Source organism: Pseudomonas sp. 8(2025) (assembly GCF_052665325.1).
Map to the genome: position 1 here is coordinate 205,753 of NZ_JBQOIE010000007.1, position 25,459 is coordinate 231,211.

General features: G+C 63.7%; 20 protein-coding genes. 8 read left to right on the top strand and 12 right to left on the bottom strand.

All coding sequences use genetic code 11. The features are described 5' to 3' along the window. Positions 1 to 135 precede the first annotated feature (135 nt). From ACUXVH_RS15775 to ACUXVH_RS15790, 4 genes are all read right to left on the bottom strand, one after another. Positions 136 to 1,557: an efflux transporter outer membrane subunit gene (locus ACUXVH_RS15775; protein WP_019095825.1), complete on the bottom strand. Its 1,422-nt coding sequence runs from the start codon at positions 1,555 to 1,557 to the stop codon at positions 136 to 138. Continuing rightward, on the bottom strand, positions 1,554 to 4,733 hold the full coding sequence (locus ACUXVH_RS15780) for an efflux RND transporter permease subunit (protein WP_065364158.1): 3,180 nt from the start codon (positions 4,731 to 4,733) through the stop codon (positions 1,554 to 1,556). Before ACUXVH_RS15780 ends, ACUXVH_RS15775 begins: the two co-directional genes overlap by 4 nt. Before the next feature lie 15 nt (positions 4,734 to 4,748). Then, a complete protein-coding gene (gene mexE, locus ACUXVH_RS15785) occupies positions 4,749 to 5,996 on the bottom strand; it encodes a multidrug efflux RND transporter periplasmic adaptor subunit MexE (RefSeq protein WP_011061523.1) in 1,248 nt (415 codons plus the stop codon). A gap of 282 nt (positions 5,997 to 6,278) precedes the next feature. Then, positions 6,279 to 6,668 carry a MerR family transcriptional regulator gene (locus tag ACUXVH_RS15790; protein ID WP_019095332.1) on the bottom strand — a complete coding sequence of 130 codons (390 nt, stop codon included), beginning with the start codon at positions 6,666 to 6,668 and terminating at the stop codon, positions 6,279 to 6,281. Positions 6,669 to 6,742: 74 nt separating this feature from the next. On the opposite strand from ACUXVH_RS15790, the gene ACUXVH_RS15795 reads away from it, so the two are divergent. Beyond that, positions 6,743 to 7,813 carry an SDR family oxidoreductase gene (locus ACUXVH_RS15795; RefSeq protein WP_065364157.1) on the top strand — a complete coding sequence of 357 codons (1,071 nt, stop codon included), beginning with the start codon at positions 6,743 to 6,745 and terminating at the stop codon, positions 7,811 to 7,813. 166 nt (positions 7,814 to 7,979) lie between these two features. Here ACUXVH_RS15795 and ACUXVH_RS15800 read toward each other — a convergent pair whose 3' ends face one another. Continuing rightward, on the bottom strand, positions 7,980 to 8,894 hold the full coding sequence (locus tag ACUXVH_RS15800; protein ID WP_011061517.1) for a LysR family transcriptional regulator: 915 nt from the start codon (positions 8,892 to 8,894) through the stop codon (positions 7,980 to 7,982). 269 nt (positions 8,895 to 9,163) lie between these two features. On the opposite strand from ACUXVH_RS15800, the gene ACUXVH_RS15805 reads away from it, so the two are divergent. Both ACUXVH_RS15805 and pgm read left to right on the top strand, forming a co-directional pair. Next, the gene (locus tag ACUXVH_RS15805; RefSeq protein ID WP_011061516.1) at positions 9,164 to 10,186 is read left to right on the top strand and encodes a zinc-dependent alcohol dehydrogenase family protein; all 1,023 of its coding nucleotides are present in this window, start codon (positions 9,164 to 9,166) and stop codon (positions 10,184 to 10,186) included. Between the two features lie 212 nt (positions 10,187 to 10,398). Further along, on the top strand, positions 10,399 to 12,045 hold the full coding sequence (gene pgm / locus ACUXVH_RS15810; protein ID WP_011061515.1) for a phosphoglucomutase (alpha-D-glucose-1,6-bisphosphate-dependent): 1,647 nt from the start codon (positions 10,399 to 10,401) through the stop codon (positions 12,043 to 12,045). 73 nt (positions 12,046 to 12,118) lie between these two features. On the opposite strand, the gene ACUXVH_RS15815 is transcribed toward pgm, so the two are convergent. After that, complete coding sequence (locus tag ACUXVH_RS15815) at positions 12,119 to 12,814, bottom strand: pirin family protein (RefSeq protein WP_011061514.1); 696 nt, start codon at positions 12,812 to 12,814, stop codon at positions 12,119 to 12,121. A gap of 275 nt (positions 12,815 to 13,089) precedes the next feature. Here ACUXVH_RS15815 and ACUXVH_RS15820 point away from each other — a divergent pair, with 275 nt between their 5' ends. Beyond that, positions 13,090 to 15,555 carry a UvrD-helicase domain-containing protein gene (locus ACUXVH_RS15820; RefSeq protein ID WP_065364156.1) on the top strand — a complete coding sequence of 822 codons (2,466 nt, stop codon included), beginning with the start codon at positions 13,090 to 13,092 and terminating at the stop codon, positions 15,553 to 15,555. 45 nt (positions 15,556 to 15,600) lie between these two features. Here ACUXVH_RS15820 and ACUXVH_RS15825 read toward each other — a convergent pair whose 3' ends face one another. After that, a complete protein-coding gene (locus ACUXVH_RS15825; RefSeq protein ID WP_011061512.1) occupies positions 15,601 to 15,870 on the bottom strand; it encodes a DUF1652 domain-containing protein in 270 nt (89 codons plus the stop codon). Positions 15,871 to 16,147: 277 nt separating this feature from the next. On the opposite strand from ACUXVH_RS15825, the gene ACUXVH_RS15830 reads away from it, so the two are divergent. From ACUXVH_RS15830 to ACUXVH_RS15845, 4 genes are read left to right on the top strand one after another with little or no spacing between them, the layout of a single operon-like run. Continuing rightward, a complete protein-coding gene (locus ACUXVH_RS15830; protein ID WP_065364725.1) occupies positions 16,148 to 16,963 on the top strand; it encodes a helix-turn-helix transcriptional regulator in 816 nt (271 codons plus the stop codon). Positions 16,964 to 17,014: 51 nt separating this feature from the next. Continuing rightward, positions 17,015 to 18,421: an NAD(P)/FAD-dependent oxidoreductase gene (locus ACUXVH_RS15835; protein WP_065364155.1), complete on the top strand. Its 1,407-nt coding sequence runs from the start codon at positions 17,015 to 17,017 to the stop codon at positions 18,419 to 18,421. Positions 18,422 to 18,478: 57 nt separating this feature from the next. Then, positions 18,479 to 18,820 carry a cupin domain-containing protein gene (locus ACUXVH_RS15840; protein ID WP_011061509.1) on the top strand — a complete coding sequence of 114 codons (342 nt, stop codon included), beginning with the start codon at positions 18,479 to 18,481 and terminating at the stop codon, positions 18,818 to 18,820. 47 nt (positions 18,821 to 18,867) lie between these two features. Further along, complete coding sequence (locus tag ACUXVH_RS15845) at positions 18,868 to 19,959, top strand: polyamine ABC transporter substrate-binding protein (RefSeq protein ID WP_015635769.1); 1,092 nt, start codon at positions 18,868 to 18,870, stop codon at positions 19,957 to 19,959. A 163-nt stretch (positions 19,960 to 20,122) separates the two neighbouring features. Here the strand turns inward: ACUXVH_RS15845 and ACUXVH_RS15850 are convergent, their stop codons facing one another. The 5 genes from ACUXVH_RS15850 to ACUXVH_RS15870 all read right to left on the bottom strand — a co-directional run bounded on the left by ACUXVH_RS15850 (position 20,123) and on the right by ACUXVH_RS15870 (position 25,429). Continuing rightward, the gene (locus ACUXVH_RS15850; protein ID WP_019095324.1) at positions 20,123 to 20,884 is read right to left on the bottom strand and encodes an SDR family oxidoreductase; all 762 of its coding nucleotides are present in this window, start codon (positions 20,882 to 20,884) and stop codon (positions 20,123 to 20,125) included. Next, the gene (locus ACUXVH_RS15855) at positions 20,881 to 22,263 is read right to left on the bottom strand and encodes an aspartate aminotransferase family protein (protein WP_065364154.1); all 1,383 of its coding nucleotides are present in this window, start codon (positions 22,261 to 22,263) and stop codon (positions 20,881 to 20,883) included. The genes ACUXVH_RS15850 and ACUXVH_RS15855 overlap by 4 nt, the downstream gene beginning before the upstream one ends. Positions 22,264 to 22,341: 78 nt before the next feature. Next, on the bottom strand, positions 22,342 to 23,157 hold the full coding sequence (locus ACUXVH_RS15860; RefSeq protein ID WP_065364153.1) for a molybdenum cofactor biosynthesis F family protein: 816 nt from the start codon (positions 23,155 to 23,157) through the stop codon (positions 22,342 to 22,344). An 87-nt stretch (positions 23,158 to 23,244) separates the two neighbouring features. Continuing rightward, a complete protein-coding gene (locus ACUXVH_RS15865) occupies positions 23,245 to 23,919 on the bottom strand; it encodes a helix-turn-helix transcriptional regulator (protein WP_011061504.1) in 675 nt (224 codons plus the stop codon). Between the two features lie 175 nt (positions 23,920 to 24,094). Further along, entirely contained in the window at positions 24,095 to 25,429 is a 1,335-nt protein-coding gene (locus tag ACUXVH_RS15870; protein WP_019095320.1) for an aspartate aminotransferase family protein, read from the bottom strand. Between the last annotated feature and the right edge of the window lie 30 nt (positions 25,430 to 25,459).

Sequence of the window (25,459 nt, forward strand, 5' to 3'; positions counted from 1 at the left end):
GCGCGGGCTCCTGTAGGAGCCGGCTTGCCGGCGAAGAGGCCCTTGAGCCGGGCAAAAAAAAGCCCCGCGACCGAATGATCCACGGGGCCAAACATTGGTTGGTTGCGGCCAACCAAAGGAGCTCGTTGCAAATCCTTACTTGCTGGCTACCGTCTCCGGTTGCCAGCCACCACCCAGGGCCTTGTAGATGGCGACGATGCCGCGGTACAGGTCGACTTCGGCCTGGGCCTGGGAGTCTTCGGCGGCCAGGCGTTCACGCTGGGCATCGAGCAGCACCAGGAAGTCCACGGTGCCTTCGCGGTAGCGGATCTCGGCCAGGTCCGCGGCGGCGCGGCTGGATTCGCTCTGGCGAATCAGGGAGATCAGCCGTTGCTGGCGCTTGCCGTAGTCGCTGAAGGCGTTTTCCGATTCCTCCAGGGCCAGCAGCACCTGCTGCTCGTAGCTGGCCAGGGCGCCGTCGGCATTGGCGTCGGCGCCGCGCAGGCGGGCTCGCACACTGCCCAGGTCGAAGGCCGCCCAGGTGATGCTCGGGCCCAGGGCCCAGGCATTGGCCGCCGAGGAGCCGATCTGCGAACCGCGCCCGGCAGTGAAGCCGAGGAAGCCGCTGAGGCTGACCCGTGGGAACAGGTCGGCCTTGGCCACGCCGATGCGCGCGGTGGCCGCTGCCAGCTTGCGTTCGGCGCTGAGAATGTCCGGCCGGCGTTGCAGCAGCTCGCCCGGGTCGCCAATCGGCAGGGCCTTGGCAATGGCCGGCAGCTGCGCCGGCGACAGGTCGACGCTGAGCTTGTCCGGGCGTTCACCCAGCAGGGTGGCGATGCGGTTGCGCTGGCGGGTCTGCTCGGCCTGCAACTGCGGCACGCTGGCTTCCACCGAAGCCAGGCGGGCGTCGGCGCGGACCACATCGAGCTGGTCGCCGACCCCGGCGTCGCGCAGGCTTTCAGTGATCTTGCGCGACTCCTGCTGGTTGTCCAGGTTGGCCAGGGCGATCTTTTCCCGCAGCTGTGCGCCGCGCAACTGGCCGTAGGCGTCCACCAGCTCGGCGATCATGGTCACCTGCAGTTGGTAGAGGTCGGCCTCGGCGGCCTGCTGGTCGGCGTCGGTGGCTTCCAGGTTGCGCTGGATGCGGCCGAACAGGTCCAGCTCCCAGGCCATGTCCAGGCCCAGGTCGTAGCGCTCGCTGTTCACTCGCTTGGTGGTCTGGCCGGGGATCTGCCCCTTGGCCAGGTCGCTGCTGGCGCGGCTGGTGATGGTGGGCATGGCGTCATTGCTGGCGTCATCGCGAATCGCCCGGGCGGCCCGCAGGCGGGCGAAGGCCACCCGCAGTTCACGGTTGCCCTGCAACGATTTGCTCACCAGCTGGTTGAGAGTCGGGTCATCGAACTGCTGCCACCAGATGCCTTCGAAGCGTGCGCGGTCGAAGTTCTTCTGGCCCGCAGCGCCATCGGTGGCGGCGCTGATGTGCGCCGCCTCGGTGGTTGGGCTCTGGTAGTCCGGACCGACGGCGCAGGCACTCAGGGCCAGCACCAGCAGGCTCGGCAGGAAGACTTTGGAACTCATTGTTGCGCCTCCAGTTGCAGAGCGCGGGCGGCTTTGCGCGCCTCGCTGCGCTCCACGTAATTGCGGATCAGTACATAGAACACCGGAGTCAGCAGCAGGCCGAAGAAGGTCACCCCGAGCATCCCGGAGAACACCGCGACACCCATGGCATGACGCATTTCCGCACCGGCGCCGCTGGAGATCACCAGGGGCACCACGCCCATGATGAAGGCGAAGGAGGTCATCAGGATCGGCCGCAGACGCAGGCGGCAGGCTTCCAGCACCGCGGCCAGCGGGTCGAGGCCTTCCTCTTGCTTGTCCTTGGCGAACTCGACGATCAGGATCGCGTTCTTGCAGGCCAGGCCCACCAGAACGATCAGGCCGATCTGGGTGAAGATGTTGTTGTCGCCCCCGGAGACGATCACCCCGGTAATGGCCGACAGCAGGGTCATGGGCACGATCAGGATCACCGCCAGTGGCAGGCTCCAGCTTTCGTACTGAGCGGCCAGCACCAGGAAGGCCAGCAGCACGCAGAGCGGGAAGACGAACAGCGCGGTGTTACCGGCCAGGATCTGCTGGTAGGTCAGCTCGGTCCATTCGTAGGTCATGCCGTTGGGCAGTTCTTCCTTGAGCAGTTTCTCGATCGCCGCTTCCGCTTGCCCGGAGCTGTAGCCCGGGGCCGCTGCGCCGTTGATTTCCGCGGTGACGAAGCCGTTGTAGTGCATCACGCGGTCGGGACCTGCGGTGTCGCTGACCTTGATGAAGGTGGCCAGGGGGATCATCTCGCCCTTGTTGTTGCGCACTTTCAGCTGGCCGATCTGCTCGGGCTCGAGACGGAACTGCTGCTCGGCCTGGACGTTGACCTGGTAGGTGCGGCCAAAGCGGTTGAAGTCGTTGGCATACAGCGAACCCAGGTAGATCTGCAGGGTGTCGAAGATGTCGGAGATCGCCACGCCGTGGGTCTTGGCCTTTTCCCGGTCGATGGCAGCATCCACCTGGGGCACGTTGACCTGGTAGCTGGTGAACAGCCCGGCCAGTTCCGGCACGCTGCGGCTCTTGGTGATGACGTTCTGCACTTCCTTGTACAGCTCGTCGTAGCCCAGGCCGCTGCGGTCCTCCACCTGCAGGCGGAAGCCGCCGATGGTTCCCAGGCCCTGTACCGGCGGCGGTGGGAAGATCGCCATGTAGGCGTCCTGGATATCCGCGTACTTGCCGTTCAGGGCACCGGCGATGGCACCGGCGGACATGCTCGGGTCCTTGCGCTCATCGAAGGGCTTCAAGGTGACGAAGACGATGCCGTTGTTCGGGCTGTTGGTGAAACCGTTGATTGAAAGGCCGGGGAAGGCCACCGCGCTTTCCACGCCGGGCTGCTTCAGGGCGATGTCGGACATGCGCTTGATCACGTCTTCGGTGCGGTCCAGGCTCGCGGCGTCCGGCAGTTGGGCGAAGGCCACCAGGTACTGCTTGTCCTGGGCCGGGACGAAACCGGTCGGGGTGTGGGCGAAGCCGAACCAGGTCAGCACCATCAGGCCTGCATAGAGGAACAGGGCGATGCCGCTGCCGCGGATGACCCGGCGCACGGTGCCGACGTAACCATGGCTGGCGCGATCGAAGAAGCGGTTGAAGGGTTTGAACAGCCAGCCCCCCAGCAGCTTGTCGAGGATCTTCGAGAAGCGGTCCTTGGGCGCATGGTGTTCCTTGAGCAGTACCGCGGCCAGGGCCGGCGACAGGGTCAGGGAGTTGAAGGCCGAGATCACCGTGGAGATGGCAATGGTCAGGGCGAACTGCTTGTAGAACTGCCCGGTCAGGCCACTGATGAAGGCCGCCGGTACGAACACCGCACACAGCACCAGGGCGGTGGCGATGATCGGGCCGGTCACTTCACGCATGGCACGCTTGGTGGCTTCCACCGGGTTCAGGCCCAGGCCGATGTTACGTTCGACGTTCTCCACCACCACGATGGCGTCGTCCACCACGATGCCGATGGCCAGCACCAGGCCGAACAGCGACAGGGCATTGAGCGAGAAACCGAACAGGTGCATCACCGCGAAGGTGCCGATCAGCGACACCGGTACGGCCACCAGCGGGATGATCGAGGCACGCCAGGTCTGCAGGAACAGGATCACCACCAGCACTACCAGGATCAGGGCTTCGAACAGGGTGTGCACCACCGCTTCGATGGAGCCGCGGACGAAGATGGTCGGGTCGTAGACGATGCTGAAGTCCATGCCCTGCGGGAAGCTCTGCTTGAGTTCGGCCATCTTGGCCCGCACTTCGTTGGAGATCTCGATGGCGTTGGAGCCCGGGCGCTGGAAGATCGGGATCGCCACCGCCGGCTGGTTGTTGAGCAGGGAACGCAAAGCGTACTGGCTCGACCCCAGCTCGATGCGGGCGATGTCCTTCAGGCGGGTGATCTCACCGTCCTCACCGGAGCGGATGATGATGTTCTCGAACTCTTCCTCGGTGACCAGGCGGCCCTGGGTGTTGACCGACAGCTGGAAGCTGGTGGCGCTGGGCGCAGGCGGCGCGCCCAGGGCACCGGCGGCGACCTGGCGGTTCTGTTCACGGATGGCGGTGACCACGTCGGTGGCGGTCAGGTTGCGCGAAGCGGTCTTGTTCGGATCCAGCCAGACCCGCAGCGAGTAGTCGCCCATGCCGAACAGCTGCACATCCCCCACGCCACCCAGGCGCGCCAGCTCATCCTTGATGTTGAGCAGGGCGTAGTTGGACAGGTAGAGCATGTCGTAGCGTTTGTCCGGCGAGGTCAGGTGGACCACCATGGTCAGGTCCGGAGAGGCCTTGTCCACGGTGATGCCGATGCGCGTCACTTCTTCGGGCAGCTTGGGCTGGGTGCGGGTCACGCGGTTCTGGACCTGCACCTGGGCGTTGTCCAGGTCGGTGCCCAGGGCGAAGGTGATGGTCAGGGTGATCTTGCCGTCAGCGGTGGATTGCGAGGACATGTAGAGCATGTTCTCGACCCCGGTGATCGCCTGTTCCAGGGGCGCGGCCACGGTTTCACCGATGACTTTCGGGTTGGCCCCCGGGAAGTTGGCGCGCACCACTACGGTGGGCGGCACCACTTCCGGGTATTCGCTGATGGGCAACTGGAACAGCGAGATGGCGCCGGCGATCAGGATCAGCAGCGACAGCACCGCGGCGAAGATCGGCCTTGAAATGAAGAACTGGGAAAAATTCATCTTGAGAGTCGTCCCTTAACCGCGCGGTGTCGCAGCGGCGAGTTTCACAGCCGGAGCCGCCTTGGCAGGGGTGACCTGCGGCAGGTTGCTGGCTTCCAGTGCTTGGCGTTGTTGGGCCAGGGCGGCGAGGGTTTCCTTGCTGGCCATGGGGATCACTTCAGGCGTGACCGGTGCGCCGGGACGTGCCCGCTGCAAGCCCTTGACGATGATGGTGTCGTCCTTGCTCAGACCGTTGCGCACGATGCGCAGGCCTTCGATCTTCGGCCCCAGTTCCACGGCGCGGTAGGCCGGCTTGTTGTCGGCGTCCATCACCAGCACGAACTTCTTGCCCAGGTCGGTGCCCACGGCTTCGTCGTTGATCAGCATCGCCGAGTAGGTGCCACTGCCCACCAGTTTCAGGCGCGCATAGAGGCCCGGGGTGTAGCTGCCGTCGCTGTTGTCGAACACCGCGCGGCCACGGATGGTGCCGGTCTTGGGGTTGACCTGGTTGTCGACGAAGTTCATCTGCCCCAGGTGCGGGTGGCCTTCTTCATTGGACAGGCCCAGGTACACCGGGGTGGTCTGGCCGCGCTGGCCCTGGCGGGCGAGCTGGGTGTACTTGAGGTACACGCGCTCGTCGGCGTCGAAGTAGGCGTAGACCTTGTCGGTGGAGACCAGGCTGGTGAGCGGGGTGACATCGGCGGTCACCAGGTTGCCGGCGGTGATCTGCGCGCGGCTGACCCGGCCGCTGATGGGCGCCACTACCCGGGTGAAGCTCAGGTTGAGCTTGGCCACGTCCAACTGGGCCTGGATCGCATCGACCCCGGCCCGGGCTTCCTGGGCGGCGCTGGTGCGGGTGTCGGCCAGCTCGGCGGAAATCGCGTTGCTGGTCAGCAGGCGCTGGCCGCGCTGGGCTTCGTTGGCACTGCGGGTCGCGGTGGCCCGAGCCTGTTGCAGCTGGGCTTCGAGGCGGCGTACTTCAGCCTGGAAAGGCCGTGGGTCGATCTGGAACAGCAGATCGCCTTTCTTCACCAGGGCGCCTTCGGTGAAGGCCACCTGATCGATCTGGCCCGAGACCCGAGGTCGGATCTCCACGGTTTCCGGGGCTTCCAGGCGCCCGGTGAATTCATCCCATTCGTTGACCGGCTGTTCCAGCACCTTGGCCACGCTGACTTTGGCAGCGGGCGGGGCGGAGGCGGTCTCAGGGGCTTTGCCGCACGCGCTCATCACCAGCACGGCGAGAACGGCGAGTGGAAAACGTAGGAGTTTGACTGACTGGTCCATGGTGCATCCGCCACTGTATTTGAGATGGGCGGATGATGCTCGGCAGGGTTGTATCTCACGAATCGAATGAAGCGAAGGTAACTATCATTCGGAATGATATAAGCGCCAAGCAAGCCCTCTAGCATGCACCTTTCGTTAGGCTGCTATCAATTCCCTGGCGTGCAATTAGTTATTGCGGCTGACGCAACATTGGCTGTTGTCGCAGGTGCCGGCTGGCTGGCCATCGTAGCCCCGTGCGTCGAGGTCCATGGTCTGCCAGCTCAGTTCGTAGTGCATTTCCAATCAGATGGAAGAACTGTTGAGTTGCTGAAGCTCAAGTTGCCTGGCGGCACTGGCTTCGAGGTTTGCACGCTCTTGATCCAGGTACCGATAAATGCTTTGGAGGTTGGCGATTTTCTGTTCGATCTCTGCCATTTTTCTTTCAATGAGCTTGGCGCCGTCCGCACAATCGATCATCTGGTTGCGCTGCGCCTCCAGAATCTCGCCTATCTCCCCCAGGGAAAAGCCCATGCTTTGCGCGCGCTGGATAAAGTCCAGGTCCTGCAGCGTTTGTGCTGTGTAAACGCGGTAGTTGTTAGTTCGCCGCTGCGGTGAGATCAGGCCGATTTGCTCGTAGTAACGCAGCGTATGGCGGCTGGCGCCGCTCCGGGCCTCGATTTCGCCAATTTTCATGAAAACACCGCTTGACCATAGAGTTGGGTCGATAGTTTACGTTTGGTTCCTTACCTTGAACAAGGAACAGGGAAATGAGCGTGGAGTGCTTTGTCACCGGGGGTACCGGCTTCATCGGTCAACATTTGCTGGCATGCCTGAGCGCAAAAGGCCACACCGTCGGGGTGTTGATGCGTCGCCCAGAGCGACTGGCTGAATTGCGGGAGCAAGTCGTCAATTTGGGAGGAGACGCAAGCCGGGTATTTGCCGTGGCCGGCGATCTGGAGCGGGATAACCTAGGGCTGAGTCCTGCTGACCGGGAAGTGCTAAGGCACGCCAGAGTCGTATTCCACCTGGGCGCACACTTCGCCTGGGGGCTGTCATTGGAGCAGTCTCGTGCGGTGAATGTCGAAGGGGCAAAGCGGGTGGCGCTGTTGGCGGCAGAGCAAAACAGCCGGTTAGTGATGATCGGCGGCTACATGCTGAAAAACCATGAGAATCTGCAACGCATCGGCATCGATCCTCGTTATCCGCGGCGGACGAACTGGCCCGCCGTCTACCGCCATGTCGGTGGTTACGAGGCGAGCAAGCTGGAGGCGCATTTTGCGACCTTGGAGCTCATGTCCGCCAAGGGCGGGGAGATCACCGTTGTCCACCCCGCGACGGTTTGTGGCCACAGCCGCACGGGGCATATCCTTGACGGCCAGCCACTGGTGGAGCTGATCCGCAACCTTGTGCTGGGAAAACTGACGGCAGTGCCCGGTACCGCCCAGCACTGGCTGCCACTGGTTACCGTGGATTACCTGGTTGAGCTGGTGGCGGCTTGTGCTTTTGATCCCGCCATGGCGGGTGAGGAGCTGCTGGCGCTGGATGCGCAAACTCCCAATTTGCGAGAACTCCTGGTCCAGGTGGCGCAACCTTTGGGCTTAAAGCCTCCCAGGCATCACATCTCGCTCCGATTGCTGAAGTGGCTGCTGAGCATTCCTCTCGTGGCGCGGTTCATGAATACAAAACCCGAAGCCTTGGACTTTATCCAGACCACTCGATTTGATACCGCGGCCGTCGAGCAATTTGCCAACAGGCATGGGCTAGCCAAGCCGGATATCCGTCAGGCCTTGCGGCACACGGCAACGTTCGTCAACTCATGTTTCATAGCCAAGGGCTAGCCGCTGACTTCTTCCTTGGGGGCATCCCTTTCAAGCAGCCAGGGTTTGCCCCCACTTATGCCCCCGAATACTTCGCAAGCCAGCGGAACCTGACGGAAAACTACAGACCGAATTAGTCGCTAAAGGACTCTTTTCAGAAGAATCTATGGATGCCTGTGGCACTTGATCAAAGACTGTCTGGATCGCCAAAGAACATCTGAATTCTTGAACGCAACCAGCGCTCGCCCGGGTCGTTGTCCTGTGAACCGCGCCAGGCCATGTGCAGTTCGAAGCTGCGTACTGGCAGCGGCGGGTCTTCGGCGCGTACGCCGCCGGCGGCGGTGAGGGCGTCGGCGGTGTAGTCGGGCACGGTGGCAAGGATGTCGGTGCCGGCCAGCAGGGTGCTCAGGCCGTTGAATTGCGGTACGGCGAGCACGACGTGGCGCTTGCGTCCGAGCTTCTCCAGCTCCTCATCGATGAACCCGCTCAGGTCCCCGGCGAACGACACCAGGGCGTGGGGGCGGGCGCAGAAGTCGTCCAGGGTCAGGGGGCCGGGCACGGTGTCGGCCCGCAGCAGTTTGGGCAGGCTGCGGCGCAGGACCTTGCGCTTGGCGTTGGCCGGCAGGTCGGCGGTGTAGCTGACGCCGATGGAGATTTCGCCGGAGGCCAGCAGCGCGGGCATCAGCAGGTAGTTGGCGCGGCGCACCACCAGCACGATGCCCGGGGCTTCGGCGCGCAGGCGTTTGAGCAGCATCGGCAGCAGGGCGAATTCCACGTCGTCGGAAAGACCGATACGGAACACGGCGGTGCTGGTGGCCGGGTCGAATTCGGCGGCGCGGCTGACGGCGGTGGAGATCGAATCCAGGGCCGGCGAGAGCAGGGCGAAGATTTCCACTGCCCGGGCCGAGGGCTCCATGCTGCGCCCGGTACGCACGAACAGCGGATCGTCGAACAGGTTGCGCAGGCGCGACAGGGCTGCACTGATGGCCGGCTGGCCGAGGAACAGCTTCTCGGCGGCGCGGGTCACACTGCGTTCGTGCATCAGTGTTTCGAATACGATCAACAGATTCAGGTCGACACGACGCAGGTCATTACGATTCATCTGGAGTCCTGGCAGAGTCAGCGAGCTTGACGGGAGCGACCATATCGGAACAATGGCCGGCGTGAATCTTACGGGGAAAGGCTGGTACTCTGCATCGGCTAAATGTTGTTTGTTTGTAGCCGGGCAAGGTTCGAGCACGCTGTACGCCCCGATTTTCAAGGGCACGAAATCAATGCCAGGCATGTCGACTATTAATAGGCACTGATAGTCTTGCTTGCAAAGCCCGGATAAAGTTCGCGGCATTAGAGGTTAATTTGACGAGGTTTGCGATGTCCCGCACGATTCGTTTTCACAAGTTTGGACCGGCCGAGGTGCTCAAATGCGAAGAGCATGCGGCCTCGTTGCCTGCGCCAGGCGAAGTGCAGGTACGAGTCGAAGCCATCGGTATCAGCTGGTATGACGTGCTCTGGCGGCAGAACCTGGCGTCGTCCCATGCGCGCCTGCCCTCGGGCCTCGGGCACGAAATGGCCGGTGTGGTCACGGCCGTGGGCGAGGGCGTCGACGACCTGGCGGTAGGTGACAAGGTGGCGAGTTTTCCCGCCGAAAGCCCCAACGATTACCCGGTGTATGGCGAGCTGATCGTCCTGCCGCGTTCGGCCCTGACCCGTTATCCCGATGTTCTCAGCCCGATCGAGGCTGCTGTTCATTACACGCCGCTGCTGATCGCCTATTTCGCCTACGCCGACCTGGCGCGGGTCAAGCCGGGGCAGTTTGCCCTGGTCACCGATGCCAGCCATTGCGCCGGGCCGTCCTTTGTCCAGTTGGGCAAGGCCCTGGGTGTGCGGGTGATTGCCGCCACCAAGACCGCTGAAGAGCGTGAATACCTGCTGTCCCTGGGTGCCGAGAAGGTGATTGTCACCGAGGAACAGGACCTGCTGATGCAGATCAACAAGCTCACCGACAACCGCGGCGTCGACGTGGTGTTCGACGGCCTGGGCGGCCCGCAGATGTCCATGCTCGGCGACGTCCTGGCGCCCCGTGGCAGCCTGGTGCTCTATGGCCTGCAAGGCGGCAACCAGACGCCGTTCCCGGCCTGCGCGGCGTTCCAGAAGAACATCCAGTTCTTCGTCCATTGCATCGGCAACTTCACTGGCAAGCCGGAGTTGGGAATTGTTCAGGATCAGGTCGCGCTGCAGCGTGCGTTGCGCGACATCAACCAGCTCACCGCGGACCGGGTGCTGCTCCCCCTGAAGACCCGGGTATTCGCGTTCAACGAGTTTGTCGAGGCGCACCGCTACATGGATGAATGCCCATGCCGCGAACGGGTCGCGCTTCAGGTCGAACCGGTCTGATCCCAACGCCAGGCAAAGCCTGGCGTTTTTTATTGCCTCGATTTGCCGGCCCTTGCGCCGGCTTTTTCGTTTTCTCCCTAGGAATCCTTTTTACCGGCAAGCCGGCTGCCGCATAAAAGGGCCGGGGCGCCGGGATAGATTCCATCGCGCTGCGGTCAAACTGCCAGTAAACTGCGGCCCATTTCCGAACCATCCTTTTCCAGAGGTTTTGCATGACTCTCAGTCCTTTTGCGGGCAAACCGGCACCGGCTGAATTGTTGGTCGACATCCCGCGACTGGTTACGGCTTATTACACCGGTCAGCCTGATGCATCGGTGTCTACCCAGCGTGTGGCCTTCGGCACCTCCGGGCACCGTGGCAGCTCGTTCGATCTGAGTTTCAACGAATGGCATGTGCTGGCCATCAGCCAGGCCATTTGCCTGTACCGCGAATCCCAGGGCATCGACGGCCCGCTGTTTGTCGGCATCGACACCCATGCCCTGTCGACCCCGGCCGGGGCCAGCGCCCTGGAAGTGCTGGCGGCCAATGGCGTGACCGTGATGATTGCTGCCGGCGACGAGTACACCCCGACCCCAGCGGTGTCCCACGCCATCCTCTGCTACAACCGTGGGCGTACATCGGGCCTGGCGGACGGCATCGTCATCACCCCGTCCCATAACCCGCCACAAAGCGGCGGCTACAAGTACAACCCCACCAACGGCGGCCCGGCCGACACCCACATCACCAAGTGGATCGAAGCCAAGGCCAATGAATTGCTGGCAGCCAAGCTGGCCGGGGTCAAGCGCATCAGTTACGAACAGGCGCTGAAGGCCGACACCACCCATCGCCACGATTACCTCAACACCTACGTCGCCGACCTGATCAACGTCATCGACCTGGACGCCATCCGCAACGCCAAGCTGCGCCTGGGCGTGGATCCGCTGGGCGGAGCAGGGGTGCGCTACTGGTCGGCGATCGCCGAGCACTACCGCCTGGACCTGGAGGTGGTGAACAAGCAAGTGGACGCCACTTTCCGCTTCATGTCGGTGGATTGGGACGGGCAGATCCGCATGGACCCGTCCTCCAGCTACGCCATGCAGGGCCTGATCGGCCTCAAGGAACGCTTCGACGTGGCCTTCGCCTGCGACCCCGATCACGATCGCCACGGCATCGTCACCCCGAGCGGCGGCCTGCTGGCGCCGAACAACTACTTGGCGGTGTCCATCGATTACCTGTTCCAGAATCGCCCGCAATGGCGCGCTGATGCCGCGGTGGGCAAGACCGTGGTCAGCAGCGGCCTGATCGACCGGGTCGCTGCACGCCTGGGCCGCCGTCTGTATGAAGTGCCGGTGGGCTTCAAGTGGTTTGCCGATGGCCTGTTCGACGGCTCACTGGGCTTTGGCGGCGAAGAAAGCGCCGGTGCCTCTTTCCTGCGCCGCGACGGTGGCGTCTGGAGCACCGACAAGGACGGCCTGATCCCGTCCCTGCTGGCGGCGGAAATGACCGCGCGTACCGGTCGCGATCCGAGCCAGGCCTACCGTGCCCTGTGCGACGAGCTGGGTGAGCCGTTCTCGGTCCGCGTCGATGCCAAGGCCAACCCGCAGCAGAAGGCCCTGCTCAGCAAGCTGTCGCCACAGCAGGTGACTTCGACCCAACTGGCCGGCGAGCCGATCCAGCAGATCCTCAGCCATGCACCGGGCAACGACCAGGCCATTGGCGGCCTGAAAGTCATGACGGAGAACGGCTGGTTCGCCGCACGCCCGTCGGGTACTGAAGACATCTACAAGATCTACGCTGAAAGCTTCATCGGCGACGACCACCTCAAGCAGCTGGTGCAGGAAGCCCAGACCCTGGTGGACACCGCCATCAGCGGCAACTGACCGGCGCTCCGGGCCCGTCAGGCAAAAAAAGGGGCGACCATCACGGTCGCCCCTTTTTATTGGCCGCTGTATTTCACGCCAGATCCACCAGCACGATCTCGCTGTCCTGCAGGGCCGTCACCCGCAGCACCGGCTCATTCTCAACCGCGACGCCGTCTCGAGCTTCGGCGCGCAAGCCGTTGACTTCAATCGCGCCAGTCGCCGGAACCAGGTAAGCCCGGCGCCCGTCGTCCAGGTGATACTCGGCTGTTTCCCCGGCCTTCAGGTTGGCCGCCACCAGCCGCGCATCGGCGCGAATCCGCAGGCTTTCCTCATCGCCAGCCTTGCCACTGGCCAGGGTCACGAAACCTTCACGCTGGCCCTTGGGAAAAGGCTTGGCACCCCAGGAAGGCGCGGAGCCTGCCTGGTTGGGGATGATCCAGATCTGGAAGATCTTGGTTGGCGTGGCTTCCAGGTTGTACTCGCTGTGGGCGATCCCGGTGCCGGCGCTCATCACCTGCACATCACCGGCTTCGGTGCGGCCCTTGTTGCCCAGGTTGTCCTGGTGGCTGATGGCCCCTTCGCGAACGTAGGTGATGATTTCCATGTCCCGGTGCGGGTGCTGGGGGAAGCCGGTGCCAGGGGCGATCACATCATCGTTCCAGACCCGCAGGTTGCCCCAGTGCATGCGCTTGGGGTCATGGTACTCGGCGAAGGAAAAATGGTGGTGGGCATCCAGCCAGCCGTGGTGCGCGCCGCCCAGGGAGCTGAAAGGTCTGAGTTCAAGCATGATCTTCTCCTCATTAAGGGCTCGTCATGGCACGTTGTACCCGGGCCAGAAAACGATAACCGTTGGTTGATGGCGAGCATCTTCCATTAGGTATAGATCGATAAAAAGCGCAAAAAATGCCGTAATCCAATCGTAAAATTAGATGATTATTTTGTCGCAAAGTTGGTGTTAAACCTTCGGTTCATCGCTTAAGTTAATGACCTGCAAGCAATTGGCTGGATACCGTGGAACAATCCGCCGAAGATTACTGCTCAGCCTCACACCCTGGAGTCCGCGTGTCGCAACACACCCCCGATCTGCCCCCCGAGCTTTTGCCCCTGGCCCAGATGCCCTTGTTGAAACGCCTCGCGGCGCGCTTCTTCGGCCATGGCCTGAACCGCCTGCGGGCCCAGCATCGGGCTTCCTGGCTGCATGGTCAGGCCGATGGCTTTCGCAGTGGCCACACTGCCGGCGTGGAATACGGCTACCAGGAAGGCCGGCTCGAGGGGCTGGAGGAAGGCCGCCAGGTGCTGTTGATCCGCGACAGCCGCAACACCGAGCACCGCCCGCCCGGGGTGGATGACCGGCTGTTCGATGACTGGCGCCTGCCGTTGAGCCCCGAGCTGAAAAAGCGCTTCAACGCCGATGTCGCCCGCCTGCTGCCCGCCGCGGCGCAACCCAGCGCCGCGCAGTGGAAGATGATTTTCAGCGACACACCCGCCACCGCGGTGATCGCCGGGGCCGGCGCCGGCAAGTCAACCTCGCTGGTGCTGCGCCTGCTGCTGTTGCATCACTATCTGGGCTTCGAACTGGACGCCATGACCGTGGTGACCTTCACCCGGGAGTCGCGCAAGGACTTCATCACCAAGCTCACGCAAGTCTTTGCCCTGTGGGGGCGGCAACTGGGCGCCAGGGAAGCCCGGGAGCTGGTGCGAACCTTCCACTCGCGGATTCTGCCCATGGTCCGCAGCCTGCCGGGCTTCGAGCGCCTGCAGGCCTTCGAGAACCTCAGCGATCGGCTCCAGGGCGGCGAAGACGAGGTGGACAGCAACCCATTCGATCTGCGCATCAACGACGCCCAGCGTCGGCACCTGAATGCCTGCTACCAGGCACTGTACCGCGATGACCCGCGCTTTCGCCTGGCGTTGCAGCCATTGGTACGCCACGCCCTGCAGCTCAAGGAACTGGAGCGCGATCACCCGGACGTGCAAAAGCGCATGGCGGTGACCGAACTGGCGGCCAAGCGCGATGAAGAACTCTGCGACACCGTGGAGGACCTGTGGTTTCGCGCGGGCGCCTGGCCGATCAAGGGCATCGAGCCGCAGCGCCAGCGGTTCGAAATCAACGGTGCGACCTTTCACAGCCATGGCTATTGTGCGGAGCTGGACGCCTGGGTGGTGCTGGGTTTCGACCCGCGCGAGAGCCCGCAGCTGACCCGGCCCGGGGCCAAGCTGACGGTGCGGGCGGAGTGGGCTGTAAAGCGCACCCTGTTTCAAGCTTTTTGCCGTAAACCATTGATTTGGCTTGATAGTTACGAAGCTTCAAAGCGTTCTGCCGGCGCCTTTTCGGCCCAGGTCAATGGCGGTCCGGGTTTCGATTACAAGGTCAAGGGCGAGCTGGCGTCGGCGCCGCTGCTCGATTGCTTTGTCGCCGCCGCAGGCTTTATCGAGAACCTGGGCTTGGAAGTGGGCGATGCCGTCGCGGGCATGAGTTTTGCGCAGGACGATCCGGACCGGTTTTTCTTCGAGGCCCTGAGCCTGTTCTGGCGAGCCTTGGAGGACCATCTGCTGGATCAGTCGCCGCCCATCATGAGCTACAACCGCATGTTCGCCCTGTTCAGCGAGCGCTCGCCGGAGAACTTCAAGCTGCTCAGCGATGCCTGCCTGCGCCCGATGTCACACCTGATGATCGACGAGTTCCAGGATGTTTCGCCGCAGATCGTTTCCTGGATCAGGGCCAGCCTTGCGGCGATCCGCAGCCGAGGCGCCGCCTTGCACATCGGGCGCGCCGCCCAGCATTCCTCGCTGCTCTGCGTCGGTGACGACTGGCAGTCGATCTACGGCTGGCGGGGCAGTTCGCCCAAGTACTTCATCGAGTTCAACAAGGAGTTCCCGTCCCCGGGCACCACCCGGGTCATGCTCAGCGAGAACTACCGCAGCCATCAGCATGTGATCGATGCCGCGGAGCATATTGTCCGCGCGGCGCCGGCCATTGCCGGAAAGAAGGCCAAGGCCAGCGGCGAAGCTACAGAGCTGTGGCCGGTGCAGGTGCTCGATCGCGATGACCAGGGCCTGGCCCAGCGTCTGGCTGAGCACTATGAGCAGGGTGATTCGATCTTGATGTTGTTTCGAAAAAGTAGTGATAAGTTATTGATTGAAAACGTTATTTCGCAAATAGTTAATGTTGATTCTAGTCTGCCTTCAGGGTCGCGGCGCCTGAAACAGCTGACCTATCACAGCGCCAAGGGACTGCAGGCGGATGCGGTATTCCTGCTGGGCGACTGCCAGCACCTGAGCAGTTCGCCGTACAAGAACCAGGTCTATCGCATGGCCGGGTTGGGCAAGGACGGCGATGCCGAGCCCTACGACAGCGCACAGAAGGACGAGATCCTGCGGCTGGCCTATGTGGGCATCACTCGGGCGGCCAAGCATTGCTACTGGTATGTGGACCGCCAGGAAGGCCCCTCGGGCAATGCGCCCAAGGCTTCGGACCGGGTACCGCGAGACAAGCCGTACTTCCAGGACTTGCGCCAGGCGACATGAAAAAAGCCCGCTGGCGAGGCGGGCTTCGGGTGAGGCAGCGGGGCTTCAGGCCTTGAGTGCCAGGGACGGGGAAAAGGCCTCCAGCTCATCTTCCACCGCCTCGATTATTCGTTCGACATCCGCAGCGCTCATCACCGTGGCACAGGGAATGCCGGCGATGGCGATCATGGTTTCGCCGCTGGCGCGATCGAAGAGCCGGGCGATCATGCTGCCGGGCGCATCCATGCTGGCTTCGAAACCCATGGGATGAAAATGCCAGCGCATCAGCTGGCAGGCGTTGGGAAAGGTGACTTTACTGGCCCAGACTCTGTTCATCGGTGGCCCACCTTGATTCATTGAGCGCTTCCTTGTGCTCGCGGTAGGAACGACCGGATCGTCAATGACCCGATCGGTTGAGGTTTTAAAAATAGCATTGGCTTGTGACGGTTCGCAGTTTTTTTGCCCACCGTCCGGCGGTTCACTCACGGATTATTGATGCAAGTCATGTCATCTCCCAGGCACCCCCCGGCGGCTGCCGTATCTGGCCGGCGGCCGGTCGTTGAAGCCCTTGGCGAAGTTCGGCAAGCTGCGCCTTTTCCTGTTCGAGAAACCTATGTCTGCCCCCGATGACGGGCCGCTGCACACCCAGGCCACCGGTGAAACCGTGATGCGCTACCACCTGTGCTGGAAGCACCGGGACCTGGATGGAGTAATGGCGCTGTACCACCCGGACATCCAGTACAACGACTTTTTCCAGAACCGTACCCTGGGCCTGGAGGAACTGCGCGAATACGTGCGGGCCAGCATGCCCCGGGCTCCCGACGAGGCCCTGGAGCACAGCGATCGCATCCGCCTGGATGGCAACACCGCGTTTATCCAGTACCAGGTGACCCTGCGCGGCGGCCAGGGCCTGGTGTCATTTCGCTCCAGTGAAGCGATCACCGTGCGCGACGGGCTGATCTGGCGGGTCAACGAGTACGCCTCACTGGTCCGGGAGCCGGCACCGAGCAAGTCCTCCGCCAGACTGCGCCCGGCGGCCAGCCGGCTGGGGCTGTCGCCGCGCCAGTTGAGTTTCATGGCCGAGGACCTGCAGCAGTATTTCCAGCGCCAGCAGCCGTACCTGGACCCCGAGCTGGACCTGCAGCGGGTGTCCCGGGAATGCGGTTACAGCCGCAACCAGATTTCCTACCTGCTCAACCAGGTGCTGGGGCAGAGCTTCTACCGCTACGTCAACCAGGCGCGCCTGCAGCATCTGCTGGCAGCGCTGGACCAGGCCACGCCGCCGCTGCGCATCGACGAGCTGGCGTTTGCCGCAGGGTTCAACTCGCTGTCGGCCTTCTACAGCTGTTTTCGCCAGTACACCGGCCAGTCGCCCAAGGCCTACGCCAAGCAAATTTCTTTGCGTGCACGCGCGCAAGACAGCCCCTGAGGCCAGGCACTAGGATCGCCGCATTCGAAATTCGGGTTGCGGAGTGCTTGCATGCCAGCGTGGCGCAGTATCAGTTTGTGGATGGACCAGCTCGACGAGCCGCTATTGCCGCGGCCGCAGCTTGCGCAAGACCTGGACCTGGACGTGGCGATCATCGGCGCCGGCTATACCGGGCTGTGGACCGCCTATTACCTCAAGCGCCAGGCGCCGCAGTTGAATATTGCGGTGATCGAAGCGCAAACCGCCGGTTTTGGTGCCTCGGGCCGCAATGGCGGCTGGCTGATGGGCAACCTGCTGGGAGAAGACCGGCTGCTGGCCGCTCTGTCGCCGCAGCAGCGCCGGGCCTCCTTCGATCTGTTGCACGGCATCCCTGATGAAGTGGCCAATGTCATCGAACGTGAGGGCATCGACTGCGATTACCGCAAGGGCGGGGTGCTGTATTGCGCCGCCCGCTACCCGGAGCAGGAAACCAGCCTGCGCCACTATCTGGACACGCTCTATGCCCAGGGCCTGAACCAGGACGACTACCGCTGGCTCAACCCCGAGCAACTGGCCCAGCAGATCCGCCTGGCCAAGCCCTATGGCGGTATCTTTGCCCCGCATTGCGCCACCATCCAGCCTGCCAAGCTGGTGCGCGGCCTGGCCCGGGCGGTTGAGCGCCTGGGGGTGACCCTCTATGAAAACAGCCCGGTGACCCATTGGCAGTCCGGCAGCCTGCAGACGGCCCAGGCTTCGGTGCGCAGCCGCTGGATAGTGCCGGCAGTGGAAGGCTATTCGGTCACCTTGCCGCCCCTGGGCCGCTACCAGTTGCCGGTGCAAAGCCTGCTGGTGGCCACCGAGCCGCTGGCGGAGTCCGTCTGGGAAGAAATCGGCCTGAGCCAGGGCCAGGCCTTCAGCGAAAGTAGCCGACAGGTGACTTATGGCCAGCGCTCCATGGACAACCGGCTGGTGTTCGGTGCCCGGGGCGGCTATCAGTTCGCCAGCAAGCTGCGCCATGACTTCGACCTGACCCGTGACGAAGTGGAACTGCGCCGCTACCTGTTCGGCGAGCTGTTCCCGCAACTCAAGAACGTGCGCATCAGCCATTCCTGGGGCGGCAACCTGGGCATGTCCCGGCACTTCAAGCCGCACATGCTCTGCGACCGGCGCAAGGGCATCGCCCTGTCCGGCGGCTATGGCGGCGAGGGCGTCGGCGCCAGCAACCTCGGCGGCCGGACCCTGGCGGACCTGATCCTGGAACGCGACAGCCCTCTGGTAAACCAGCCCTGGGTCATGCCCGAGTGCGGCCTGGAGGCCCTGCGGGCCTGGGAGCCGGAGCCGTGCCGCTGGCTGGGCTACAACGCGATCATTCGCAGCTTCGTGCACGAGGACCAGACCCTGGCCAACCCGGCCTCGGCTCCATGGCGGCGCAGGATGGCCAGCCGGATCGCCGGCTTCATGGAAGGTTTCATGCACTGAGCCGGCCTCTATGTACCGAACGCTGTCCGTTCGGATTTCCCGTCGAAAGGTAGAACCATGAGCATCACCCAATTCAAGCAAACCGCCACCGCCATCCTGGCCGAATCGGCACCAGTGGCGGTGCCCCTGGGCACTCCGGTGGCCGTGACCTCGGTGACCGCCGTCGAACGCAACGACGGGGTCGAGACCGGCATCTGGGAATGCACCCCGGGGCGCTGGCGGCGGCAGATCGTCGCCCAGGAGTTCTGCCACTTCATCCAGGGCCGTTGCACCTTCACTCCGGACAACGGCGAAACCCTACACATAGAAGCCGGCGATGCACTGATGTTGCCGGCCAACAGCACCGGGATCTGGGATATCCAGGAAACGGTGCGCAAGACCTACGTCTTGATTTTCTGATCCCTTGATTGCCTGCCAACAACAAAACCAGCCACAGGTATCGACTCATGATCCGCAAGACTTGCGCGTTGCTATTGCTCAGCCCGTTGTTCCTGGCCACGTCCCTGGCCCAGGCCGATACGGTGAAGATCTACAACTGGTCGGACTACATCGCCCCGGACACCACCAAGGCCTTCCAGAAGGAAACCGGGATTGGTTTCACCTACGACGTCTATGACAGCAACGAGACCCTGGACGGCAAGTTGATGACCGGAAAATCCGGGTATGACGTGGTGTTTCCTTCCAACCACTTCATGGCCCGGCAGATTCAGGGCGGGGCACTGAAGAAGCTCGACAAGAGCCAGCTGCCCAACTGGAAGAACCTCAACCCGGTGCTGCTCAAGGCCCTGGAGGTCAACGACCCGGGCAACCAGCACGGCTTCCCCTACCTCTGGGGCAGCACCGGCATTGGCTACAACGTGGCCAAGATCAAGGAAGTGCTGGGCAACGATGCCCCACTGGATTCCTGGGACCTGATCTTCAAGCCCGAGTACATGCAGAAGCTGCAGAAGTGCGGGGTGGCGATCCTCGACAACGGCCCGGAACTGATCCCTACCGCTCTCAATTACCTCGGGCTGGCGCACCACAGCAAGAACCCGGCTGACTACAAGCAGGCCGAGGCGTTGCTGATGAAGGTCCGGCCTTATGTCAGCTACTTCCACTCGTCGAAGTACACCAGCGACCTGGCCAACGGCAATATCTGCGTGGCGGTGGGATTCTCCGGCGACATCCTGCAAGCGGAAAGCCGTGCCAGGGAGGCGAAGAACGGGGTGGAGATCGGCTACTCGATTCCCAAGGAAGGCTCGCCGATCTGGTTCGACATGGTGGCCATGCCAGTGGATGCCCCGGATGAGCAGGCCGGCTATGCCTTCATGAACTACCTGCTGCGCCCCGAAGTGATGGCCGGCGTGAGCAACTACGTGCACTACGCCAATGGCAACCTGCAGGCCGACAGCCTGATCGACCCGGCCATCAAGAACGACACCAAGGTCTATCCGAGCCCGGAAATGATGGGCAAGCTGTTTGCCCTGGAGGCCATGCCGCTGGACATCGACCGCATCCGCACCCGCCTGTGGAACAAGATCCGCAGCGGCAGCTGACCTGACCCCTTCGTAGGAGCCGGCTTGCCGGCGAAGAGGGCCTCAAGCCCTGTGTTGCGCTCGGGGTCGCCTTCGCTGGCAGGCCAGCTCCTACGCCCGTCGTTCTCCCTGGAGGGCGCCAGCCGGTCCGCCTCTTAGGTGCCGGTGTGGAGGGCGGCAGTTTCTATAGCTGGGTGTTTTCCGGGAGCAGGGCGCCGCCATCCACCACCAGGGTCTGGCCGGTGATATAGCCCGCTTGCCGTGACGCCAGGAACAGCATGGCCCAGGCAATATCCTCGGCACTGCCCAGGCGCTTCAGGGGAATGCTCGAAGCCAGGGTCGAAGCGTCGCCGAGATTGTCCATGGCCTGGGTGGCAATCAGCCCGGGCTCCACGCCGTTGACCGTGATTGCATATTCCGCCAGCTCCAGCGCGGCAGCGCGGATAAAACCATTGACCCCGGCCTTGGAGGCCGCGTAGTGGGCGAGCCCGGGAATCGCCGTGCGCGGGCCGGTGACCGAGGAGGTGATGACGATCCTCGGCTGCTGGGACCGACGCAACGCGGGCAAGGCGGCCCGAGTCAGCCAGAAGCAGCTTTTCAGGTTCACCGCCAGGGTGCTGTCCAAGGTTTCATCCTCCAGTTCGGCCAGCTTCTGCATCGGAAAGATCGCGGCATTGTGCAGCAGCAGGTCGAGGCCGCCGAAGGCCTCCAGGGTTGCCGCCACTGCCTGTTCGGCGGCATTGCGGGTGCCCAGGTCCACAGGCAGCAGTTCGGCGGTGCCGCCGGCTTGGCGAATCAGCCGCAGGGTTTCATCGCCTGATGCCGCGCTGCGGGTCGCCAGCATGACCCTGGCCCCCTGGGCGGCGAACAGTTGGGCGATGGCCCGGCCGATGCCCTGGCCGGAACCGGTGACCAGGGCGATGCGCCCACGCAGATCCTGGCTCATGAGCCGGCTCCTGGCAGAACCTGGGCCAGGCACTGGTCCAGCAGGAGGTTGTGCAGGTCGACCTGCGCCTCGCTGGCGGTCGGGCACAGCAGCGCCATGTTGTGGAACGGCGTCAGCAACACCCCGCGATTGAGCAGGTACAGGTGCAGATAGGCTTCGATCAGCCCATGGCGGGCATGATGGGCCTCGCCGCCGTTGCGCGGAGGCTGCTGCATGAACAGGTATTCGACCCGGGCACCGATGCGGGTCACATGCCAGGGCAGGCGGTGCTTGTGGATTATGGCTTCGACCCCGGCCCGCAGGCGCTCGGCGAGATGGAACATATGGGCGTAGCTGGCCTCGTTCATCACTTCGCTGAAGGTGGCGCGCATGGCCGCCATCTGCAGGGCGTTGCCGGCCAGAGTGCCGCCGAAGCCGAAATGGTTGATCGCCTGGCCCGGCTGGAAATGCGGCAGCACCTGCCAGATCCGTTCGGCCATGGCCTGGCTGGCGCCCCAGACCGCCGTGGGAATGCCACCGGCGATGGATTTGCCGAGAACGAAGAAATCCGGCTGCAACCCGTGCTCGCCGCAATAGCCGCCGGGGCCGCAGGACAGGGTATGGGTCTCGTCGATGATCAGCGGCACCTCGAAGCGCCGGGTCAGCTCCCGCAGGCCATCATGAAAGCCCGGGGCTGGCGGCACCATGCCGACGTTGGTCATGAAGGGTTCGGTGAGTACCGCGGCCACGTCGCCATGGGCCAGGGCCGCTTCCAGGGCCGGCAGGTCGTTGAACTCCACCAGCCGCGTGGTGGCCTGGTGCTGCAGGCCGTTGGCGTGCACGCCGTCCCGCGGGATCATCTGGCCCTGGGCGTCGAACTCCACCTGGGACTCGTCGACGCTGCCGTGGTAGTTGCAGTTGAATACCAGGACCTTCTGCCGCCCGGTGATCATCCGGCACAGGCGCAGGACAAAACGGTTGGCGTCGGTGGCCGAGGTGGTGACCTGCCAGTAGGGCAGGCCAAAGCGCCGGGTCAGTTCCTTGCCGACCCACAGGCTGTCGGCCGTGGGCAGCATCAGGGTCGAACCATGCAGTGCCTGTTCGGCGATGGCAGCGGCGACCGCCGGTTGGGCGTGGCCGAACATCGCTCCGGTGTCACCCAGGGCAAAGTCCACGTAGTGATGACCGTCGCAATCGGTGAGGGTCGCGCCCTGGGCGTCGGCCACCATGATCGGGTAGGAGCCGGGCCATTGCTGCATCCAGTGCAAGGGCGCGCCGTACAGCCAATGCTGGAGGTTTTCCTGGTAGAAAGCGCCGGAGCGCGGGTGTTTCTCGGCAAACAGTTGCAGTTCGGTCTGGTAGCAACTGGCGACGCGTTGCAGATCGAGGCCCAGAGTCATGGCAGTGTCCTGTGAGGAAGAGGGCTGGCTGGCCCAGGTGCCGGCCTGGGCCGGCAGCCTGGAGCCAGGGGGCGGGTATCAGCGGTGCCGGGTACGGTTGAGCACCTCTGCCAGGGCTCCCACCGGAAAGTTGGCGGCGCTGCTGAAGTCGGCACCCTGGTAGCCGAAGATCTTGCCGTCGCTGCGACCGGCCTTGAGGTCGATCAGCACCAGGCCCAGGGTCGGGACGATCTTTTCTCGCCAGACGAACAGGTACAGCTGCTCGGCGATCTTGTAGTAGTGGCAGCGGTCGGTATCCGCCAGCCCCTGTTCGACGCCCCGCAGGCATTGCCAGCTGTAGAAGTTGGCATTCAGGTAGATGTGCTCGTAGGCCTCGCTGGCGCTGTAGATGTACCGGTTGCGCAGGCCCACCAGTTCATCGGTGGGTTCATGGCGTGGCGTGCTGGCGGTGACCGGCGTGTCGATGGCGCCGTGGAGAAACTGGGCCTTGACCGAGGTCAGCTCGCCACCGGCCAGGGCCCGGCTGAAAAGGTCGACGCTGGATTCGGCCTGGCTGGGCATCTGCCCGATGACGGCGCTGAAGCATTGCTGCTCAAGGTCCAGGACCAGGCTCACCGAGTGGATCTGCCCCTGTTCGTGCTTGAGGAAGTCCACCAGGTAGATGCCGGGGCGCAGGCAGGTTGCGCGATAGGGCAACTCGGCGCCGGCCGCTTCCCCGACGTTGTTCCAGCGCAGGGTGTGGGCGGCGTAATGGTGTTCGATCTGCCAGTGGTTGTCGAAGTGCAGGGTCAGGCGGCGACCGGCCAGGTCGTCGACCGCCGGGAGGATGTGATTGTCTTCGGCAAAGCCGTCGGCGAGGGCTCCGACGGTGATCCATTCAGGTTGCGGGTTCATGGCAAGGCTCTTGTCAGCAAGGAGAGCTGCATGTTCGGCCGCCAGCCCCGGGTTGCCCATCAACCTTATGGTTGAAGTGCCCGGGCTTTACAGGAACAGCGCCCTGACCAGCTCCGTACGGTTACTGGCGCCGACCTTGCGGAACAGGTTGATCAAGTGGGTCTTGACCGTGGGCAGGCCCAGGTCCAGGCGCCGGGCGATGGTCTTGTTGTCTGCGCCGTCGCGCAGCAGCCAGGCGATTTCCCGCTCCCGGGGTGTCAGGCCCGACAGGCGCTCATCGACCTGGGACCAGGGCGCCAGGGCCGCAATCTCCAGCAGGCCTTGCAAGGCATGCAGGGTGCCCAGTTCCTCCACGCTGAAGTGCCCCAGCCCGACGTCGCGCAGCAGCGACAGGCCGGCGACCGGTCGTTCGCCATCGCAGGCCAGGATTTCCACCACATCCAGTACCCCATGGCGCTGCAGGAACCCCTGATAAACCTCGCTCTCGTGATGGCCCTGGTGGGCCATGCCCATGTGCAGAGACAGCACCGGGCGCCCCGCCGCGGCGCAGTGACGAGGTTGCAGGGGGTCGTAGTGGCGAAAGTGCTGCAGGTAGGCCTGGTGCATCTGCTCCGGCATGCGGTACAGCGAAAAATCCCGGGCCTGCAGTTGGGCATCGATGCGGTAGAAGGCGCAGAGGCTGGCGGGTACTACCCGGGTGAAAGCGGCGATGCAGCGGTGGCCCAGTTCATGGGGGCCGGGCAGGGAGGCGGGTGCGTTCATCGGATGGCTCCTGGCTGCACCTGGGGCAGTGGCTCGGTGAAAGGGGCGCAAGGACGTGGATTGATCCTGTCCGGAACCCGGACTGCCACAGTGAAACCCTGCTGGGCGTGCCTGGCAAGCCTCCAGCGCCGCAGGCTGCGATCGTGATTGCCTCGATCGCAGCCTGCTGCCGGGGTTAGCGGCGGGCCTTGCTCAAGCCTTCGGCCAGGGCGTCGACTATGGCATCGGCCTGTGCCTGCTGGATCACCAGGGGCGGCGAGAGAATGATCTTGGTGCCCACCGGGCGCACCATGACCCCGTTGTCCCGGGCGATCTGTGCCACCTGATTGGCGTAGCCGCTCATGGGGTCGATGGGTTCGCGGGTGGTCTTGTCCGCCACCAGGTCCAGGGCCAGCATCAGGCCCTTGCCGCGCACTTCGCCGACGGTGTCGAAGCGCTCGACGAAGGGCTGCAGCTTGTCGAGCATGTAGTCGCCCATTTTCGCGGCGTTGGCCGGCAGGTCCTCCTTGACCACGATGTCCAGGCACGCCAGGGCGGCGGCGCAGGCTACCGGGTGCCCGGAGTAGGTGTAGCCATGCATGATGGCCCCGGTGAAGTTGGCGTTCTTCTCGAAGGCTTCCTCGATGCGCCGGTTGACCACCGTGGCACCCAGGGGGATGTAGCCCGAGGTGATGCCCTTGGCCAGGCACATGATGTCGGGCTTGACGCCCCACAGGCGGCTGCCGAACATCGAGCCGCTGCGACCGAAGCCGGTGACCACTTCGTCGGCGATCAGCAATACGCCGTACTTGTCGCAGACTTCGCGGATCAGCGGCCAGTAGTTGGCCGGTGGCACTATCACGCCGCCAGCGCCCTGGATCGGCTCGGCAATGAAGGCGGCGACGGTGTCCGGGCTCTGGAACTGGATTTCCCGCTCCAGCAGGTCGGCGCAGATCTTGCCCAGCTCTTCCGGGTCCTGGCTGTAGGGGTTGCGGTACAGCCAGGGGGTATCGATGTGGTAGCAGCCCGGCAGCAGCGGCTCGTAGTTGCGGCGGAACACCGTGTTGCCGTTGACCGAGGCGCCGCCGAAGTGGGTGCCGTGGTAGCCCTGGCGCAGGGAAATGAACTTGGTGCGGTCGGCCTGGCCTTCGAGCTTCCAGTACTGGCGGGCCAGCTTCAAAGCGCTTTCGATGGCGTCCGAGCCGCCGGAGCTGAAGGCCACCCGGCGCATGTCCTCGGGTTCCAGCAGGTTCATCACCACCCGCGACAGTTCTTCGGCCCGGGGATGGCTGACCCCGTCGAACAGCTGGAAGTATTCCAGTTCATCAAGTTGCGCGGTGATCGCCGCCTTCACTTCCTTACGGTTGTGGCCGACGTTGACGTTCCACAACCCGGCAACGCCATCCACCAGCTGGTGGCCCTTGTCGTCATACACATAGCAGCCGTCGCCACGGACGATGCGGATCGGCTCGCGTTGCTTCATTTCGTTGGGGTGCAGCATGGGGTGCCAGAAACGGCTTGGTTCGCTCACGTTGAGTCTCCTGATAACGCACGGACAGCG

Bases quoted from the DNA above. Each gene is read 5' to 3' on its own strand.
- ACUXVH_RS15860 (WP_065364153.1), bottom strand. From the start codon at position 23,157: ATGAACCCGCAACCTGAATGGATCACCGTCGGAGCCCTCGCCGACGGC.
- ACUXVH_RS15835 (WP_065364155.1), top strand. From the start codon at position 17,015: ATGCCAGCGTGGCGCAGTATCAGTTTGTGGATGGACCAGCTCGACGAG.
- ACUXVH_RS15815 (WP_011061514.1), bottom strand. From the start codon at position 12,814: ATGCTTGAACTCAGACCTTTCAGCTCCCTGGGCGGCGCGCACCACGGC.
- mexE (WP_011061523.1), bottom strand. From the start codon at position 5,996: ATGGACCAGTCAGTCAAACTCCTACGTTTTCCACTCGCCGTTCTCGCC.
- ACUXVH_RS15850 (WP_019095324.1), bottom strand. From the start codon at position 20,884: ATGAGCCAGGATCTGCGTGGGCGCATCGCCCTGGTCACCGGTTCCGGC.
- ACUXVH_RS15840 (WP_011061509.1), top strand. From the start codon at position 18,479: ATGAGCATCACCCAATTCAAGCAAACCGCCACCGCCATCCTGGCCGAA.
- ACUXVH_RS15795 (WP_065364157.1), top strand. From the start codon at position 6,743: ATGAGCGTGGAGTGCTTTGTCACCGGGGGTACCGGCTTCATCGGTCAA.
- ACUXVH_RS15805 (WP_011061516.1), top strand. From the start codon at position 9,164: ATGTCCCGCACGATTCGTTTTCACAAGTTTGGACCGGCCGAGGTGCTC.
- ACUXVH_RS15825 (WP_011061512.1), bottom strand. From the start codon at position 15,870: ATGAACAGAGTCTGGGCCAGTAAAGTCACCTTTCCCAACGCCTGCCAG.
- ACUXVH_RS15790 (WP_019095332.1), bottom strand. From the start codon at position 6,668: ATGAAAATTGGCGAAATCGAGGCCCGGAGCGGCGCCAGCCGCCATACG.
- ACUXVH_RS15845 (WP_015635769.1), top strand. From the start codon at position 18,868: ATGATCCGCAAGACTTGCGCGTTGCTATTGCTCAGCCCGTTGTTCCTG.
- pgm (WP_011061515.1), top strand. From the start codon at position 10,399: ATGACTCTCAGTCCTTTTGCGGGCAAACCGGCACCGGCTGAATTGTTG.
- ACUXVH_RS15800 (WP_011061517.1), bottom strand. From the start codon at position 8,894: ATGAATCGTAATGACCTGCGTCGTGTCGACCTGAATCTGTTGATCGTA.
- ACUXVH_RS15865 (WP_011061504.1), bottom strand. From the start codon at position 23,919: ATGAACGCACCCGCCTCCCTGCCCGGCCCCCATGAACTGGGCCACCGC.
- ACUXVH_RS15830 (WP_065364725.1), top strand. From the start codon at position 16,148: ATGTCTGCCCCCGATGACGGGCCGCTGCACACCCAGGCCACCGGTGAA.
- ACUXVH_RS15780 (WP_065364158.1), bottom strand. From the start codon at position 4,733: ATGAATTTTTCCCAGTTCTTCATTTCAAGGCCGATCTTCGCCGCGGTG.
- ACUXVH_RS15775 (WP_019095825.1), bottom strand. From the start codon at position 1,557: ATGAGTTCCAAAGTCTTCCTGCCGAGCCTGCTGGTGCTGGCCCTGAGT.
- ACUXVH_RS15855 (WP_065364154.1), bottom strand. From the start codon at position 22,263: ATGACTCTGGGCCTCGATCTGCAACGCGTCGCCAGTTGCTACCAGACC.